The sequence below is a fragment of the Pseudomonas sp. AF03-9 genome (assembly GCF_020515815.1).
Taxonomy (GTDB): domain Bacteria; phylum Pseudomonadota; class Gammaproteobacteria; order Pseudomonadales; family Pseudomonadaceae; genus Aquipseudomonas.
Genome location: NZ_JAHPJF010000026.1, coordinates 24,307 through 42,199 on the forward strand (window position 1 = coordinate 24,307; position 17,893 = coordinate 42,199).

The following is a 17,893-nucleotide window of genomic DNA, read 5'->3' on the forward strand; positions in this document are numbered from 1 at the left end:
CTTCCCCTTAGCCTGGGTTGAGATAACCGCCGAGCGGCGTTGAAGTGGAAACGCATTAACCGGCCAAAAAAATGGCCGCGGCATTGCCTCAGGCGCCATTGCCTCTCACACATGCCTAGTTTCATATCCATACCTGCCAATCTCCGCGAACAAAAAGGGCCCCTCTCGAGGCCCTTTTTGTTCCACTAAAACCAAAATCATTTGGTAAGTCTGGACTCGACGGTTTCAGTGCTTTGCTCTGCCGGCACAGGAAAGAAAAATTAAGGCATAGGAGTGGGCCTGAATGATAGCTAACTGATACTATTTCCGGCGCTTCGCCTCGCTTATGGTCAAGAAGCAAAAAACAGCGTTAGCGATCAGGAACGCGAATAGCGACACCAAGGGATGAACGACAGCGTCATGACTACAGACAGTGGAAAAAACGGAAAAATATTAGACAAGCTGGTTGGGAATATCGAGCACTCGGTCCGCGAAAACGGACCACCCTTTTTCAGTTACATCATAGGTAATAACGGCACAGGCAAGAGCAGATTGCTTGCTAAGATTTGTGAGCACTATGATGAAAAAGAAGTAACCCCCGTCGAAAGTATATTATGTATCAGCAATACCATTCGAGATCGTTTTGTATTTACCCGCGGGCACAGAAGAATCTATCTGGGAACACGCGGCTCCTCCAATGCTGTTTTTTTCACCAATTCAGACAGGGATATTGCAAAGCTGTTAATTCAATGCAATAAACCAGGAAAGCGAGCTTTCTTCAAACTTCTGGATGATACTTTAAATCTGGGCTTTTACATTCAATTTCCAAAATCTCAAAAAGAAGAACTCACACAACGTGATCTTCCAAAGCTCGTAGATCAGAGAAAACTCAAGCAAACCTCATTCAACCATGTTTTCAATACTGCCAGCCGCGAGTTACTAGTAAGTCTTATCAACAAAAAAATAGATGCAAGTAAACTGACGATAGACCATGCTGCCACGCTAGGGGATTTTCTTGACTTCAACCCTGATGTCAAAGTCTCTATCAAACACGGAATACAAGAAACACCCTACACCGAACTTAGTTCTGGAGAGCAGAATCGTATTTCTCTGGCTCTGAAAATCATCGGGAATGCGGAAGATAGCTCGCTGGTACTCATTGACGAGCCAGAAGTCAGCCTCCATCTTAGATGGCAACTTGATTTTCACGGCTTTATTTCAAAATTGATGTCCATCTTTAGCAACTACCATGTGATTATTGCAACTCACTCGCCGATTATTGTCTCCGAGGCGGTAAAAGACAAAAATACGGACGCCGTAATTGTACTGCCCCCGATAGAGTCAAAAGGCCAATCAGCAAATATTGATGAATATACGCCTGTAGATTCAAAGCAAATAGACAGTTGCGAGAGCCTGACATTAGATTTTTTTGATACTGCCACTTATAACAGTACCGCTGTCGACTTCAGAATCGCAGAGGCAGTACTTGATGCATCGGACCCACAAACGTCCCCTGCGGCAGGGCTTGAGTCGCTTAAAGCTCTTTTAAATAAGAAAGGTATATATGGTGAAAAAAAAGAGACCATACTGCAGGCAATAAAACTAATTGAAACTCACCTTGGCGGAAGAGTCGCATGATCTCGATCGCAAGCGAAGATGAGTGCGAGACACTTGAAGTACTTCAAGCGCTGATCAAAAGCAAGCATATATCGGCAGTAGAGGCTTGGGCATGCTTTTCAAAGCCGGTGGCGGTGAATGATTTCAAAAGGCACACTGTAAAATTAAATAAAACCCAAATATCTAATATTGAAAGCTTAAGAGACAAAGTAAAGTCTTGCCTGAAGGCTCGCGCAAAAAAGCGATGTGGTTATTGTCGGCGAGCGTTGGGCCAGCACGGAATGTCATGGCATATTGAACATATTTATGGAAAAACAAAATTCCCTGATCAAATATTTAAACTTAGCAATTTGCTTTACGCATGCATCGATTGCAACATGGTAAAAAACAACTCGGTGGACCGAGCAAACCCCTTTGTATTTGACATTATCAACCCTAATGAGCCAGCGTTTAGTTATGGGGATCACTTGAGCTTTGTGCAACTATCAACCGAGCACTTACATATATTAAAATATGATCATCGTTCTAAAGAGGGCAAGAATACTTACGCCAAACTCAAACTAGCCAGCCTTGAATCGCTCGAAATAATGAGCAGTTTGAACGAGGCGGTTAAAGAGTTAAGCGAGCGTATAGACGATCGTCTCTCTGAACTGCTATCTAGTGGAGAAAATAGGGAGATTGCTGACTTCCTGCATAAAATAAAAATGAATCTTTCTTTGGAGTAGGAGCAAGTGATACCGCGTGCATGCACCAACAGCGCGCACTAATACGGTGCAATATGCCTACCCCGCATACCCCATTCTCAAACGTCATAATCCTCCCTTTTCCTACATGGTAATCTGCCACCTCCCCTCATCGGCTTTGATCCCATGCAGTCAAAGGCCCCAACCAGGAAAGATCATGCCGAAAAAGTCTCACACCGCCCTGCGCCGTAATTTCCGTGAATTGCTTGCAACGCCTACCTGCGTAGAAACCGCTTCCGTCTTTGACCCGATGTCCGCGCGTATCGCCGCCGACCTGGGTTTTGAAGTGGGCATTCTGGGCGGCTCCGTCGCCTCGTTGCAGGTGCTCGCCGCCCCCGATTTTGCCTTGATCACCCTGAGTGAGTTTGTCGAACAGGCCACCCGCATCGGCCGCGTCGCCCAATTGCCGTTTATTGCCGATGCCGACCACGGCTACGGCAATGCCCTGAACGTGATGCGCACCGTCGAAGAACTTGAGCGTGCCGGTGTGGCCGCGTTGACCATTGAAGACACGCTGCTGCCCGCACAATTCGGGCGTAAATCCACGGATCTGATTTCCATCGACGAAGGTATCGGCAAGGTCCGCGCCGCGCTGGAAGCACGGGTCGATCCGGAACTGTCGATCATTGCGCGCACCAACGCCGGTGTATTGCCCACCGAAGCGGTGATAGAGCGCACCCTGGCCTATCAAAAAGCCGGTGCGGATGGGATTTGCATGGTCGGTGTCAGTGACTTCGAGCACCTGGAGAAGATCGCAGAAAACCTCACGGTACCGTTGATGCTGGTGACCTACGGCAACCCGAAACTCCATGACGCCCAACGCCTGGCCAGCCTCGGCGTTCGTGTGGTGGTTGCCGGTCACGGTGCATATTTCGCCGCGATCAAGGCCACCTACGACAGCCTGCGCGCCCAGCGCCAGTTGACTCACAGCACCTCGAACCTCAGCGCTACCGAACTGACGCACACCTACACGTTGCCCGAGAGTTACGTGGCGTGGGCGCAAGAGTTCATGGATGTAAAAGAGTAGTCCTTACCTGCCAGGTAAGCGGTGAATGCCCTCCTCCTGCCATGGGCTCACCGCCACCGTTGGCGGCGTCACGCCAGCGCCCCCCCCTTCGCACCCCCGCCCTGAGCGCCCTGCTCACCAATGCTACTAACCGCAACTAAGCAGCCAACTAATAACTCGCGCGCACGAAAAAAATCCGCCGCAGAGTCTGCGGCGGCAACCAAAGGATTTTGTCGAAGCAGAGCGGCTAAGACAGTTCCACGCTACACCCGGTAGCAAATAAATACCGTGAAGTTTAATTAATCGAGTTTCATCCTTCCCCTGGCTGCAGGCCACGCAGACTCTGCTTAGAATCAGCTTCGGCAGCCACGTCGAAGACAATAAAAACGGAAAGACCTCACCTGAAAACATCTGCCAAAACAATGTTATGCGCTATCCAACAAGTGCGGTGTTTGCGCGCGCGTTCAATATTCTTGGGGATTAAATAAATGTTTAAACACAGCAGTCTGCTGGCACTGGCGGTGTGCGCCAGTATCAGTCAAATGGCATTGGCCGAGTCAGTCAGCGACCAGGCCGAATCGAAAGGCTTTATCGACGGCAGCAGCATCACCGGGCTGTTGCGCAACTACTACATGGACCGCGACCGCGCGAGCGGCAAGGCCGACAATCGTGACTGGACCCAGGGTGCGATGCTCAACTATGCCTCGGGCTTCACCCAGGGCACCATCGGCTTCGGCGTCGATGCCTATGCCTACGGCGGGCTGAAACTCGACGCCACCCACAGCGACGCCGGCACTGGCAACTTGCCGACCGACCGCAACGGCGATCCAGAAAATGCCTACGGCTCAGTGGGCGCGGCGGTGAAGGTAAAAATCTCCAAGACCCAGCTCAAGTTCGGCGACATGCAGCCCACCGCCCCGGTCTTCGCTACCGGCGGCACCCGCCTGTTGCCGCAAACGGCTACCGGTTTCGACCTGACCAGCAGCGAAATCGCCGGCCTCGACCTGGAAGCCGGGCACTTCACCAGCACCAACAGCGGCATGACCAGCAACCACGACCACGACATCTACGCGACCTACGCCAACATCGCCGCCAACAGTGCGAGCTTTGTCGGCGGCAAATACACCTTCAGCCCGTCACTGAGCGCGACGCTGTATGCCGGCGAACTGGAGGACATCTGGCGCCAGTACTACACCAACCTCAACTACGTGATCCCCTTGGGCCAGGACCAGTCACTGGCCCTGGACGGCAACCTGTACCGCACCCTCGACACCGGCAGCGCCAAGGCCGGGGCGATCAACAACACCACTTATTCGGTGGCGGCGGCCTATTCGTTCTGGCAGGCACACACGCTGACGTTGTCGTTCCAGAAAGTGCATGGCGATACGCCGTTTGACTACATCGGCACCGGCAACAACGGTGCGGGCGAAGGCGGCGATTCAGTGTTCCTCGCCAACTCGGTGCAGTGGGGCGATTTCAACGGGCCCGGCGAGCAGTCCTGGGGCATCCGTTATGACCTGAACATGGCCAGCTATGGCGTGCCTGGGCTGAGTTTCATGGGCCGTTACATCAACGGCTCGGACATCGACGGCACCCACACACCGGCTCACAGCGCCTACGCCAACGACTATGGCTCGGACGGCGCGCATCACGAGACCGATGTGGAAGCCAAATACGTGATCCAGAGCGGCCCGGCGAAGAACCTGTCGCTACGGGTGCGTGATGCCATCGTGTCGTCGAACGCCGACCAGGGCGATGGCAAGTTGAACGAGCTGCGGCTGATTGTCGACTATCCGTTTACCTTGCTGTAGGCGACCACACTGAGCCGGCCGACAGGGCGCCGGCCGGCTCATGACCGTGCTACCCCACCCAGCCTACTGCGGTCTTGGGAATGACTTCCGACTCATCCAGCTTCGACGCAAACATGCTCACCGCTTGCACCGCATCGCTGGTGCTGGTGCGGATCTGCAGGATCACAGAACCGGCCTGATCGGCCAGGTTCACACCCCGTTGCGCGCCTTCCTGGGTGGCGTTCATGCTGGTCACCGCGTCACGCGTTTCCGAGAGGATCATGCCGATCATCTCGGCAATTTCCGCCGTCGAGCGGCTGGTGCGCCCGGCCAGTTGCCGGACCTCATCGGCCACCACCGCAAACCCGCGCCCCTGGTCGCCCGCGCGCGCCGCCTCGATCGCTGCGTTGAGCGCCAACAGGTTGGTCTGGTCGGCAATACCGCGAATGGTGTTGACGATGGCCGTGATCTGCTCGGAACGGTCGCCCAACTGCCCCACCAGTCGTGCCGATGCACCGATGTTGTCGGCGATGCGGCGCATCTCGCTGGCAGTTTCCTGGATTACCTGGGTGCCATGCTCGGCAAAGCGCTCGGTCTCGGAGGAGATGTGATAGGCCCGCGACGCGCCACGGGAATCTTCCTCGAATTTCTCTACCCGCTCGGTGATGTCGCTGGCGAACTTGACGATCTTGAGCAGTTTGCCATCGCCGTCATACACCGGGTTGTAGCTGGCCTCCAACCACGCGACGCGACCATGCTTGCCGATGCGCTTGAATTGCCCGGTGAAAAACTCACCGTTGTTCAGGCGTCGCCAGAAGTCACTGTACTCACTGCTGTTGACCAATGCGGGTTCGCAAAACATGCGGTGATGTTTGCCTTTGAGTTCGGCCAGGGAATAGCCCATGACGTGCAGGAAGTTTTCGTTGGCGTCGAGCACCTGACCATTCAAGTCGAACTCGATCACGGCCATGGCCCGGTCCAGCGCCGCGAGTTTGCTGCGGGTCGCCGCTTCCTGTTCGACTTTCTGCGTCACATCCAGCGCGTATTTGACCACTTTCAACACATGGCCTTGGGTATCCAGCACCGGGTTGTAGCTGGCCTCCAACCACACAGTTTTTCCGTTGGAATCCACTCGTTTGAAGGTGCCCGACACGAACTTGCCAGCACGAAGGTCGTTCCAGAATTCCGTGTAAGCCGGGCTGCCGGTCAGTTCCGGCAAGCAGAAGTCGCGGTGGGACTTGCCCATCAATTGCGCGGCGCTGTAACCCAGGGTGTTCTGGAAAACTTCGTTGGCGCGCAAGACCTTGCCGGTCAGGTCGAATTCGACCACCGCCATGGAGCGCTCGAGCGCGGCGATCAGCCCCTTATATTCAGTGACGTCGGCCGTCCTGGCCGCCAGTTCTGTTTTTAAGACTTTATTGAACATGACGTACCCCTCGCTCAAGCGTGATTCTGTAGTGCCTGAGTCTAGTATCGGCGTAAAAAAAACGGACTTGACACGGAAAAAATATTTATTAATTGACGTCAATATTTACACGCTACGCATCGCCACCGTGACCCACCCTGCCCCTGTGTTTAAACTGGCGACCCTTTGACCTGAGCGGAGCCCCCATGGCCAACCACGACCTGCACTACACCCCCGACCCCGACCCCGATGCAGATTCGATTTCCTCCGACGTGATCGGCTTCAACGGCATCCTGGTCTCCACCCAGATCCCCACCCGTGCCGACGGCAGCCTGGAGCTGGGCGACATCACCTTGCAGAGCGAATGCACCCTGCAAGCGCTGAAAGTCGCCCTGGAAAAGGCCGGCAGTTCCATGGACCGGGTCATGCACCTGACGATCTACTTGACGGATATGGCCGATCGCGCCGCGTTCAATGACGTCTACAAGCGCTTCTTCGCCAAGCCGTGGCCGGTGCGGGCAGCCGTTGGCGTGGCCGCGTTGGCCGTCGATGGCATGCGCGTCGAAGTCACCGCAATGGCCGCAAAAGCCTAAGCCAGGCGCAGCCAAAAAATGTGGGAGCGGGCTTGCTCGCGAATACGGTGTGTCAGTCAATAGATCTTTGACTGATCCAGCGCATTCGCGAGCAAGCCCGCTCCCACATTTGATTGGGTTTGCAATCCCAAGGCTCAGGAAACACCCGTCAGCCTTGTGGTAGGTGCCCCCCCAGCGTTTCACAGCTACAATGCGCGCCTCAACCGTGACAAGCCTGACTAAAAAAACTATGTCCTTGCCCAAGCACCACCTTGAATTGCTCAGCCCTGCCCGCGATGTCGCCATCGCACGCGAGGCCATCCTGCACGGCGCCGACGCCATCTACATCGGCGGCCCAAGCTTTGGCGCCCGTCACAACGCGTGCAACGAGGTGAGCGATATCGCCTCACTGGTGGAATTCGCCCGCCGTTACCACGCCCGCGTCTTCACCACGATCAACACCATCTTGCATGACAACGAACTGGAACCCGCGCGCAAGCTGATTCATCAGCTCTACGACGCCGGCGTCGACGCGTTGATCGTGCAAGACCTGGGCGTGATGGAGCTGGATATTCCGCCCATCGAGCTGCACGCCAGCACCCAGACCGACATCCGCACCCTGGGCCGCGCCAAGTTTCTCGACCAGGCCGGTTTCTCGCAGTTGGTCCTCGCCCGCGAGCTGAACCTGCAGGAAATCCGCGCCATCGCCGATGAAACCGATGCCGCCATCGAGTTCTTCATCCACGGCGCCCTGTGCGTGGCGTTCTCCGGGCAGTGCAACATCTCCCACGCGCAGAACGGCCGCAGCGCCAACCGTGGTGACTGCTCCCAGGCCTGCCGCCTGCCGTACACCTTGAAAGACGACCAGGGCCGCGTCGTGGCCTTTGAAAAGCACCTGCTGTCGATGAAAGACAACAACCAGAGCGCCAACATCCGCGCGCTGGTCGAAGCGGGTGTGCGTTCGTTCAAGATCGAAGGCCGCTACAAGGACATGGGCTATGTGAAAAACATCACTGCCTATTACCGCCAGCGCCTCGATGAAGTGCTCGAAGACCGCCCGGACCTGGCCCGTGCGTCCAGCGGCCGTACTGCGCATTTCTTCCTGCCCGACCCGGAAAAAACCTTCCACCGGGGCAGCACCGACTATTTCGTCACCGACCGCAAGATCGACATCGGCGCCTTCGATACCCCGACCTTCACCGGCCTGCCGGTGGGTGTGGTGGAAAAAACCGGCAAGCGCGACTTGCAGGTGGTGACCCATGAGCCGCTGTCCAACGGCGACGGTCTCAATGTGCTGGTCAAGCGTGAGGTCGTGGGTTTCCGCGCCAACATTGCCGAGCCCAAGGGCGAGTTCGAGGAAGACGGCGAGAAGCGTTACCGCTACCGCGTCGAGCCGAATGAAATGCCGGCCGGCCTGTATCAATTGCGCCCCAACCACCCGCTGAACCGCAACCTGGACCACAACTGGCAACAGGCACTGCTCAAGACTTCGTCCGAGCGCCGTATCGGCCTGACCTGGGCTGCACGCCTGCGTGAAGCGCAGTTGGAAGTCACCGCGACCAGCGAAGAAGGCATCAGCGCCAGCGTCACCCTGCCCGGCCCGTTCGGCGTGGCCAACAAGCCGGAACAGGCCCTGGACACCCTGCGCGACCTGCTCGGCCAACTGGGCACCACCGAATACCACGCCACCGACATCCAGCTGGATGCGCCGCAAGCGTTCTTCATCCCCAATTCGCAGCTCAAGGCCTTGCGCCGCGAAGTGATTGAAGCGCTGACCGCCGCCCGCGTTGCCGCGCACCCGCGTGGTGGGCGCAAAGCCGAAACCACCCCGCCGCCGGTGTACCCGGACGCGCACCTGTCGTTCCTGGCCAACGTCTACAACCAGAAAGCCCGCGATTTCTATCACCGTCACGGGGTGAAGTTGATCGATGCCGCCTTCGAAGCCCACGAAGAAACCGGCGAAGTGCCGGTGATGATCACCAAGCACTGCCTGCGTTTCTCGTTCAACCTGTGCCCGAAACAGGCCAAGGGCGTGACGGGCGTGAAGACCAAGGTCGCGCCCATGCAATTGATCCACGGCGACGAAGTGCTGACCCTCAAGTTCGACTGCAAACCCTGCGAGATGCACGTGGTGGGCAAGATCAAGGGGCATATCCTCGGTCTGCCGCAACCGGGCAGCGCAGTGGAGCATTTCAACCCGGAAAACATTATTTTCCAGGGTACGCACTAACCCTCTGGGAGCGGGGCCACCACCAGCCCCGCTGCAACCCCGCCGCTGCCAGCAGAATCGCCGCCACTCCCAGCCATTGCAGCCAACCCAGGCGATGCCCGAAGGCGATCCAGTCGACGAAGATCGCCGCAATCGGGTAGATGAACGACAGTGCGCCGGTCAACGCGGTCGGCAGTTTCTGGATCGCACCGTACAGCAATACATACATCACACCCGTGTGCACCACGCCCAGCGTCGCCAACGCTGCCCAGGCGGTGGGCGCTACCGGCAGGTTGCTCCACGTCACCAGTGGCGCCAGCAACAATGCACCGGTGGTGACCTGGATCAACGCCATCAAATGCGCTGGCACTTGCTTCAAGCGCTTGATGATCAAGGCGGCAATCGCATACAAAAACGCCGCGCCAGAGGCCAACGCAATCCCCGCCAGATAGTCCCCGCCACCGGCTTGCTGCTCGCCATGGGCAGTGACAATCGCCAACATCCCAAGGAACGCTACGCTCAGCCACGCGAGCTTCTGCGCAGTGATCTTCTCCCCAAGCAACAGCGCCGCCAACAGCACCAACATGAACGGCTGCACGTTGTACACCGCCGTACTGATGGCAATAGACGCGCGGGAATAGGATTCGAACAACAGCAACCAATTGCCGACGATCGCCACGCCGCTGAGCATCGCCAGCCCGAGCCTGGCCCACGTCAGCAGCGACAGGCGCAGGTAGCCGAGCACGGCACAGACCAGCAACAGTGTCAGCGCACCGATGACACAGCGCCAGAACACCACTTCGATCACCGACACGCCCGACACCAGTACAAACCAACCAATGGTGCCCGAGATGAGCATGGCGGCGACCATTTCCCACGAACCGCGACGGATGGATGTGTCCATATTTGCTGCTCCTCAAATGAGGCTCAATTATGGCAATCTGCTGGGTAACGGCTCCAGCGCCTAAAAAAGGCCAAAGCCCTGGATCACCTTTACTAATTAGGCAGAAACCATGATCGATACCATCGACCAGCAACTGATCGCCGCCTTGATGGACGACTCACGCCTGTCCCTCAAGGCGCTGGCGGGCATCACCGGGCTGTCGTCGCCCAGCGTCGGCGAGCGCTTGCGGCGCTTGGAAGAACGCGGTGTTCTGACCCACTACACGGTGGACATCGACGCCAAACACTTCGGCTACCTGCTGCAAGCCATCGTGCGCATCCGTCCCCTGCCCGGCAAATTGCAGGAAGTCGAACGCCAGATCCAGGCGATTCCCGAGTTCACCGAGTGCGACAAGGTCACGGGCGACGACTGCTTCATCGCACGCCTGCATGTGCGCACCATGGAACAGCTGGACAGCCTGCTCGACCGGCTCAACGTGTATGCCGAGACCAACACCGCCATCGTCAAGAAAACCCCGGTCAAACGCCGCTTGCCGCCGCTTGATAGGTAACGCTGCTTTCCCCGCGCTCGAAATGTACTGCGCCCCCCCAGCGCGGGCAAGCCCGCTCACTACAAGCCGTGCAGTGTCTTGGCTGCCCCCAATAAACCTTTGAACTTGCGATAGCGCGCCTCCAGCAGCGGCTGTTGCCCGACATCCGGCTGGTAACGCGCCTTGACCGGCATCCCCGCCTGCAGCAACTCGGCGCCCTGCCCGATCGCCATGAGCCCCAGCTTCGCCGCCCCCACGCACGCGCTCAACTCACTGCCATACAACGTGAAGATCTCCCGCTGCAGGATGTTGGCCAACAGCTGCGCCCAGTACTCACTGCGCGCCCCGCCGCCGACCAAGGCACACGCGCCGACGCGGGCCCCCGCCGATTGCACCGCGTGCAACGCATCGAGCAAACCAAAGCCCACCCCCTCCATCACCGCATACCCGAGCAGCGCCGGAGTGCAGTCGTGGCCCAGGTTCATGAATCCACCGCGCAGCAACGGGTCGTTATGCGGCGTGCGTTCTCCAGCCAGGTAAGGCAGAAACAGCGGTGCCGACAGTGGCACCACCTGTGCGATCGGCAGTTGCGCCTGCACCTGCTCCAGCAACGCCTGCTCATCCCGCGTGCCGGTCAGCCGCGTGACCCAGCGCAGGCAACTGGCACCCGCCAGCATCGCGCCCATGGTGTACCAGCGTCCGGGCAGCGCATGACAGAAACTGTGCACGGCGCTGGCCGGATTGCCGGCGGCGTGATCGGTGATTGCCACAATCGCAGCGCTGGTGCCCAGGGTGATGAACCCGTCACCCGCATTGATCGCGCCGATGCCTACGGCGGCCACCGGGTTGTCGCCCCCGCCACCGGCGATCACCACCCCGGCAGGCAAGCCCAGGCCGGTCGCGGTCAGCACGGCGCTGGCCGCGCCGCCTTCCACCAGCCTCGGCAACTGCTGCAGCACCAGGCCGCTGGCGCCAACCATCGGGCTGAACCATTCACGGTTCGCCACATCCAGCCACAGCGTACCGGCGGCATCCGACATCTCGCTGACGCGCTCGCCACTCAAGCGCAAACGCAGGTAATCCTTGGGCGACAACACACAGTCAATTGCCTGGAACACCTCAGGCTCCTGGCGTTGCAGCCACAGCAGCTTAGGCGCGGTCAACCCGGCCATCGGCAGGCTACCGGTGACGTCTGCAAAGCCCGCGCCCAGCTCTTGAGCCTCAGCGATGGCACGGGAGTCGTCCCACAGGATCGCCGGATACAACACCCGGTCGTCCCGCCCCAACAGCACCGCACCATGCATCTGCCCGGACAAGCCGATACACGCCACCCGGGCAAAGGCCGGGTGCGCCCGCAGTTGCGCCAACGCCTGCACACACGCCTGCCACCAGTCCTGCGGCGCCTGCTCGGACCAGCCACTGTGGCGCCGCGACACACTCAATCGCACGCCGGCGTGGGCCAATACCGTGCCGTCAAGGTCCATCAGGATCGCCTTGAGTTCTGAAGTGCCGAGGTCTATGCCGAGGGAAACAGGACGGCTCATACGCGTGTCATTCCAATCAGATACAGCCACATGAATTGCGCAGTTGCAGGCTCGGCGCCAGGCGCACGCTGTGCGGCGTTGCCTCGGGTGTCGCCATGCGCTGCAGCAGCAGGTGCACCGCACACGCGCCCAGGTCGTTGACCGGCTGGGCAATCAACGTCAGGCGCGGCACGAAAAAATCGGCCCAGTCAAAATCATCAAATCCCACCAAGGCCATCTGTCCTGGCACCTCTAGCTGCGCGTCACGCAGGGCGTGCATCGCGCCAAGGGTCATCAGGTTGTTCCCGGCCATGATTGCTGTGGGCGGTGCATCCAGCCCGAGCAACTGCACCGTGGCCTGGCGTGCCGGCTCGGTGTTAGAGCCGCCGTTGACCAGCAACTGCGGATCAAACGCCAACCCCGCCGCCTGCAAAGCAGCCTTATAGCCGGCAACCCGCTCGTCCGTGGTGCTGAACCCCGTACGCCCGGCGATAAAACCGATGCGGCGGTGCCCGTGGCCAATCAAATGGGTGATCAGGGCCTGGGTGGCCTGGGTATTCTCCACCCCGACCTGATCGAATTGTGCGCTCATCATGCGGTCCACCAGCACTGCTGGGATCTGGTTGGTGCGCAGGTACTCCAGCGCCTGCGAGTCGTTCGACGGCGCAAGGATCACCCCGTCGACACGCCGGTGATGCAGCGCCGTGACCACTCGCAGTTCCTGCTCCGGATCGTCGTGGGTGTCGACAAACAGCATCATGTAGCCGTGCTTGGCGCACTCGCTTTCAATGGCGTGCACGGTTTCGCTGAAGTAGTGGTTGGACAGCGCCGAGATCGCCACGCCAATCGTGCTGGTGCTCGACCGCGCCAGCGAGCGCGCCAGGGTGTTGGGAATGTACCCCAACGCCTGGATCGCCTGCTGCACCGCCTGCACCGAGGCCGGGCTGACCTTGCGGGTGCCGTTCAACACGTGGGACACGGTTGACGTCGACACCCCTGCCCGGCTGGCCACGTCATCCATGGTCACCACGTTGCTGTTCCCCTTAATCGATCAATGTTTGCTCGACCAACCGCTGTACGTACCGACGTTGTCGCGGGTGATCAGTTTTGGCGTGAGCAGGGTAACCGCTTCGCCAGGGGCTTTGTCATTCAGAATGTCGTAGCCCACATCCACCGCCGTCTGCGCCATGGCCCATGGGTCCTGGCTGGCCGAGGCCTGGATCTGCGTGTCGGTCTTCAGCGCGTTCTCAATGTCCGGCGCACCGTCCACCGAGGTGATGACGATGCCACTGCGCTTGAGTTGCTTGGCGGCCAGGTCGCTGCCGATGGCTTGCGGGTCGTTGATCGCGAACAAACCGTCGATTTTCGGGAAACGCGTGAGGTAGCCCTGCATCACATTCAGGCCGCCTTCGCGCGAGCCTTTGCCGTCCTGGTCGTCGGACAGCACCTTGATCTGCGGCGCACCGGCCAGCGCCGCCTTGCAGCCTTTGACGCGGTCGGTCACGGCCGTGACCTGCGGGCCGTTCTGGATGATCACATTGCCCTTGCCGCCCAGCTTGTCCACCAGGTACTGGCAGGCCAGCTTGCCGGCTTCGACATTGTCGGTCTGCACCGTGGCGTTGACCCCTTTGGCATCCACATCCACGGCGACCACGACAATCCCGGCGTCACGGGCTTTCTTGATCGCCGAGGCCATGGCCGACGGGTCGACGGCGTTGATCAGGATCAGGTCGACCTTGGACGAAATGAAGTTATCGATCTGCGAAAACTGCTTGCTCAAGTCATAGTCGGCTGACACCGAGGTGACCTTGACGTTGGGGTTCAGCGCCTTGGCCCGCGCCGTGGCGCCATCGGCCAGGGTCACGAAGTACGGGTTGCCGAGCGAGCCCATGCTGATGCCAAGGGCTTTCAACTCACGCGCCTCGACGGCTTGGGACATCAGGGCCGCCAGGGCAATAACGGGAAATACGCGTTTGAAGTTCATACGGGTCTCTCTTGTGATTGTTGTTGTACGAGTGAAATCAGGTGCGTGCACCGGATTGGCGATAACGATCCAGCGCCACCGCGCCAATGATCACGATGCCCTTGATGATGTATTGCCAGATGTCCGACACCCCCAGCAGCACCAGGCCGTTGGTGAGCACCGCAATGATCAGGGCCCCGATCAGCGTGCCGCCGATAGTGCCGACGCCGCCGGTAAAACTGGTGCCGCCGAGGATCACTGCGGCAATCGCATCCAGCTCATAGGATTGGCCCAGTTGCAGGCCGTTGGCCGCGAACAGCCGCGAAGCACTCATCACCGCCCCGAGCCCGGCCAATGCGCCGGACATGGCGTAGACGAACAGCAACACCTTCCACACCTTGATCCCCGACAGCCGCGCCGCTTCCGGATTGCCGCCCACCGAATAGATCTGCACGCCCATCACGGTGCGGCGCAGGATGAACCACGACAACCCCACCACCGCCACGGCAATCACCACCAGCCACGGCACGCCGAGGATCGAGTCGTTGCCGATAAAGGCAAACGGCAGGTCCGGGTTGAACACGGTCTTGTCGTCCGCCAGCAAGCGCGCCAAACCGCGCATGGCAGTCAGCGCACCGAGGGTGACGATAAACGGCGGCAGGCGCATGAACGCGATCAAGCCGCCGTTGACCAAGCCCAGCAACAGGCCAAAACCGATGCCCGCCGCGATCCCGAACATGCCGAACTGCGGCGACATCGACGCCTGCAACGCCACTACCGCCGAAGCCGCCAGGATCGCGCCCACCGACAGGTCGATGCCCGCCGTGAGGATCACAAAGGTCATGCCCGCCGCCAGCACCACATTGACCGAGGCCTGCTGGGTGATGATCGACAGGTTCTGCATAGTCAGGAAGTTTTCGCTGGCCAGGGCAAAGCCCACCAGCAACAGCACCAGCACCGGCAACATGCCTACCGTGCGCATCAACTCACGTGCACGTTCTGCCTTGCCCATTGTTGTCGTCATCTGCAATTCAGCCATTGGCCACCACCTGATCGCCACCCGTGGCGAGGTCAATAATGCGTTCCTGGGAAATAACCTGACCGGATGCGCCGCCGACCTCGGCGACCAACTGGCCTTCGCGCATGATCAGCACACGGTCGCAAGTGCCGATGATCTCCGGCAGTTCGCTGGAGATCACCACGATGCCCACGCCGGCCTGCGCCAGTTGATTGATGATGCGGTAGATCTCGGATTTGGAGCCGATGTCTACGCCCCGCGTCGGCTCGTCGAGGATCAGCACATGCGGCTTGACCTCCAGCAACCGCGCCAGCAGCACTTTTTGTTGGTTGCCGCCGGACAACGCGCCGACATTGACCTTGCCCGACGCCACCCGGATCGACAGTGCCTTGATCGCTTCACTGGCACGCTGCGCGCCGTGGCCGCGATCCAGCACACCACCGGCGTGGGCGTCCGGCACGCAGGCGCAGACGTTGATGTTGTCGGCCACGCTCATGTCGAGGAACAGGCCCTGGGCCTTGCGGTCCTCGGTGAGGTACACCACGCCGGCGCGGATCGCGTCCGCCGGGGTGCGCAGTTGAGTGACATTCTTGCCGACCACTTCAAGGCTGCCGTGGGTGCGTGGGTCGGCACCAAAGATCAGCCGCGCCAGCTCGGTGCGCCCTGCCCCCACCAACCCGGCGATGCCCAGTACTTCACCGGCATGCAGGTCGAAGCTGCAATTGCGCACGCGCTTGCCGTCGGCCATGTCGCGCACGCGCATCACCACGTCTCCGGGGTTATAGGCGGCGTGCTCCTTCTTGTAGAAGCCGGACAGGTCGCGACCCACCATCATTTTCACCAGCACCTCGGCCGACAGCGCGTCGCGGGTCAGTTCGCCGATGTATTGGCCATCGCGCAGCACCGAGACCCGGTCCGACAACTCATAGATCTCGGCCATGCGGTGGCTGATATAGATGATCGCCAGGCCCTGGCTGCGCAGTTGCTTGATCAACGCAAACAAGCGGTCGGTCTCGCGGGAGGACAGCGGCGTGGTCGGTTCGTCCATCACCAGGATCTTGGCGTGGGCATGCAGGGCGCGGGCGATTTCCACCAGTTGGCGCTCGGCGATCGACAGGCTGCTGACCCGCGTCGCCGCCGTGAACTCGGCGCCCAGGCGCTGCAGCACCTCGCGGCAACCGTCCTGCATGCCCTTGCGGTCGATGGTCCAGCCGCGCCGCAGTTCACGCCCCAGGTAGATGTTCTCGGCCACGCTGAGGTTGGGGCACAGGCTCAGTTCCTGATAGATCACGGCAATGCCGAGGGTTTTGGCGGTGGCAGGATCGAAGCTGGCGACGGGTTGGCCGGCGATGCGGATTTCACCGCCGGGATCGGCCTGGTAGGCGCCGGAGAGGATTTTCATCAAGGTGGATTTGCCGGCGCCGTTCTCCCCCATCAAGGCGTGGATTTCGCCGGGGTAGACCTTCAGGCCGACATTCTTGAGCACACGCAAACCGTTGAAGGTTTTGCTGATGCCCTGCATCTCAAGCAAGGGTTCAAGGCTCATGGCTGAGCTCCTGGTTTTATTATTTTTGTGGTCGAGCGGGGCCGACTCTAAAACAGAAGCTTTTGCTTGCGCAAGCGCTTGCTTAGCTGTTTTTGTGCTTGAAGAAACGTTTCACCAACGACTTTTGTGCGAAAGTCCGGTTAGTGCGCACGCACAGTCCATCGCGCGCAGTGGTAGCCACAGCGCCGCCATTGGCCTTGGGACAGGAGGTTGGGTGCGATCAGCTTGCAGGGTGCGGGGCAGTCATGGCTGTTGGAGCGGTGCGCTAAGGCTCCTGCTCTTCGATGAGCGGCACCTGCGCATCATCCATCAGCGAGCCCGGGTCTTCGTTGCCGGGGTCGTTGAGTTCCTCTTCCGGTTCCTGCTCACGTTCATCCGACATGATCCACACCTCTATGAACCCGGGTTGTCCACCTGGATATAAAACGCATAGGCGCCCAGCAACAGCCAGAACACCATAAACAGCCACGGCGCACGCATTGAGAATAGCAGCGACTTGCGGTAGCCCTTGTGGGACGACTCGGTTTCGCAGAACAGCGGTGAATCGTCGTACGCAAGGCCCATCACCGGTTCACTGCGCAACAGCTCGCTTTGCTTGTAGTGCCAGTGGTCGATGATTTCATACGCCGCGCGAATCCCCGGCCAGGCGTTCAGCGAACTGAGAATGCCGAGCAAGACCAGGAACGCCGGCACCACCAGGGTGAACAACTTGCCCCACTCGGGGTTGAGGTTGCCCATGCCGGAGACGAAGGCGATGACCAGGAAGGATTGCGCGGTGAGGTAGGCGTCTGTGCGGTTGGCCAGGATCGTGGTTTCGTACTGGATCTCACGGCGGTAGAAGTCCAGGCGATCCTTGGGCGAGCCGAAGATCTTGGCGTTGTGTTCGCTGTGGTCGGTCAGGGCCGTTTCCGGGGAATGCGGCGAGATGATTCTGGGCACGGCGGTGCTCCGTGGGGAGGTCGAGTCCTGTTAGAAGAAGGGGCACCGGATGAAGTTCAAGTTTGTTCGCGCACCAAATCAGCGCAAAGCGCACCCTCCCCCTGTGCGAGCTGTTGCCCTTGTAGTGAGCGGGCTTGCCCCGCGCTGGGG

The 17,893-nt window shown here is 59.4% G+C and carries 15 protein-coding genes; 7 read left to right on the top strand and 8 right to left on the bottom strand.

Annotation, left to right across the window (positions count from 1 at the left end):
- Positions 1-399 precede the first annotated feature (399 nt).
- The 4 genes from LIY36_RS25420 to LIY36_RS25435 all read left to right on the top strand — a co-directional run bounded on the left by LIY36_RS25420 (position 400) and on the right by LIY36_RS25435 (position 5,156).
- Positions 400-1,617: an AAA family ATPase gene (locus LIY36_RS25420; protein WP_226457587.1), complete on the top strand. Its 1,218-nt coding sequence runs from the start codon at positions 400-402 to the stop codon at positions 1,615-1,617.
- Complete coding sequence (locus LIY36_RS25425; protein WP_226457588.1) at positions 1,614-2,321, top strand: hypothetical protein; 708 nt, start codon at positions 1,614-1,616, stop codon at positions 2,319-2,321. Before LIY36_RS25420 ends, LIY36_RS25425 begins: the two co-directional genes overlap by 4 nt.
- A gap of 175 nt (positions 2,322-2,496) precedes the next feature.
- Positions 2,497-3,366: an isocitrate lyase/PEP mutase family protein gene (locus LIY36_RS25430; RefSeq protein ID WP_226457589.1), complete on the top strand. Its 870-nt coding sequence runs from the start codon at positions 2,497-2,499 to the stop codon at positions 3,364-3,366.
- A gap of 467 nt (positions 3,367-3,833) precedes the next feature.
- Positions 3,834-5,156 (top strand): OprD family porin, encoded by a 1,323-nt coding sequence (locus tag LIY36_RS25435; protein WP_226457590.1) that lies wholly within the window; start codon positions 3,834-3,836, stop codon positions 5,154-5,156.
- Positions 5,157-5,205: 49 nt separating this feature from the next.
- On the opposite strand, the gene LIY36_RS27700 is transcribed toward LIY36_RS25435, so the two are convergent.
- A complete protein-coding gene (locus LIY36_RS27700; RefSeq protein ID WP_268945375.1) occupies positions 5,206-6,561 on the bottom strand; it encodes a methyl-accepting chemotaxis protein in 1,356 nt (451 codons plus the stop codon).
- 185 nt (positions 6,562-6,746) lie between these two features.
- Between LIY36_RS27700 and LIY36_RS25450 the strand changes: the two genes are divergently transcribed.
- The gene (locus LIY36_RS25450) at positions 6,747-7,133 is read left to right on the top strand and encodes a RidA family protein (protein ID WP_226457591.1); all 387 of its coding nucleotides are present in this window, start codon (positions 6,747-6,749) and stop codon (positions 7,131-7,133) included.
- Between the two features lie 229 nt (positions 7,134-7,362).
- Positions 7,363-9,342 carry a peptidase U32 family protein gene (locus tag LIY36_RS25455; RefSeq protein WP_192300107.1) on the top strand — a complete coding sequence of 660 codons (1,980 nt, stop codon included), beginning with the start codon at positions 7,363-7,365 and terminating at the stop codon, positions 9,340-9,342.
- Here LIY36_RS25455 and LIY36_RS25460 read toward each other — a convergent pair.
- Complete coding sequence (locus LIY36_RS25460; RefSeq protein WP_226457592.1) at positions 9,320-10,225, bottom strand: DMT family transporter; 906 nt, start codon at positions 10,223-10,225, stop codon at positions 9,320-9,322. The genes LIY36_RS25455 and LIY36_RS25460 overlap by 23 nt on opposite strands.
- Before the next feature lie 109 nt (positions 10,226-10,334).
- Between LIY36_RS25460 and LIY36_RS25465 the strand changes: the two genes are divergently transcribed.
- Positions 10,335-10,775 (top strand): Lrp/AsnC family transcriptional regulator, encoded by a 441-nt coding sequence (locus LIY36_RS25465; protein WP_192300109.1) that lies wholly within the window; start codon positions 10,335-10,337, stop codon positions 10,773-10,775.
- A 59-nt stretch (positions 10,776-10,834) separates the two neighbouring features.
- On the opposite strand, the gene xylB is transcribed toward LIY36_RS25465, so the two are convergent.
- The 6 genes from xylB to LIY36_RS25495 all read right to left on the bottom strand — a co-directional run bounded on the left by xylB (position 10,835) and on the right by LIY36_RS25495 (position 17,743).
- Positions 10,835-12,298 (bottom strand): xylulokinase, encoded by a 1,464-nt coding sequence (gene xylB / locus LIY36_RS25470; RefSeq protein ID WP_226457593.1) that lies wholly within the window; start codon positions 12,296-12,298, stop codon positions 10,835-10,837.
- A gap of 16 nt (positions 12,299-12,314) precedes the next feature.
- Complete coding sequence (locus LIY36_RS25475; RefSeq protein WP_226457594.1) at positions 12,315-13,307, bottom strand: LacI family DNA-binding transcriptional regulator; 993 nt, start codon at positions 13,305-13,307, stop codon at positions 12,315-12,317.
- 21 nt (positions 13,308-13,328) lie between these two features.
- Positions 13,329-14,261 carry an ABC transporter substrate-binding protein gene (locus LIY36_RS25480; protein WP_226457595.1) on the bottom strand — a complete coding sequence of 311 codons (933 nt, stop codon included), beginning with the start codon at positions 14,259-14,261 and terminating at the stop codon, positions 13,329-13,331.
- Between the two features lie 37 nt (positions 14,262-14,298).
- Entirely contained in the window at positions 14,299-15,279 is a 981-nt protein-coding gene (locus LIY36_RS25485; protein ID WP_192300113.1) for an ABC transporter permease subunit, read from the bottom strand.
- Positions 15,272-16,804 (bottom strand): sugar ABC transporter ATP-binding protein, encoded by a 1,533-nt coding sequence (locus LIY36_RS25490; protein WP_226457596.1) that lies wholly within the window; start codon positions 16,802-16,804, stop codon positions 15,272-15,274. Before LIY36_RS25490 ends, LIY36_RS25485 begins: the two co-directional genes overlap by 8 nt.
- Positions 16,805-17,197: 393 nt before the next feature.
- Positions 17,198-17,743 (bottom strand): hypothetical protein, encoded by a 546-nt coding sequence (locus LIY36_RS25495; RefSeq protein ID WP_192300115.1) that lies wholly within the window; start codon positions 17,741-17,743, stop codon positions 17,198-17,200.
- Positions 17,744-17,893 lie beyond the last annotated feature (150 nt).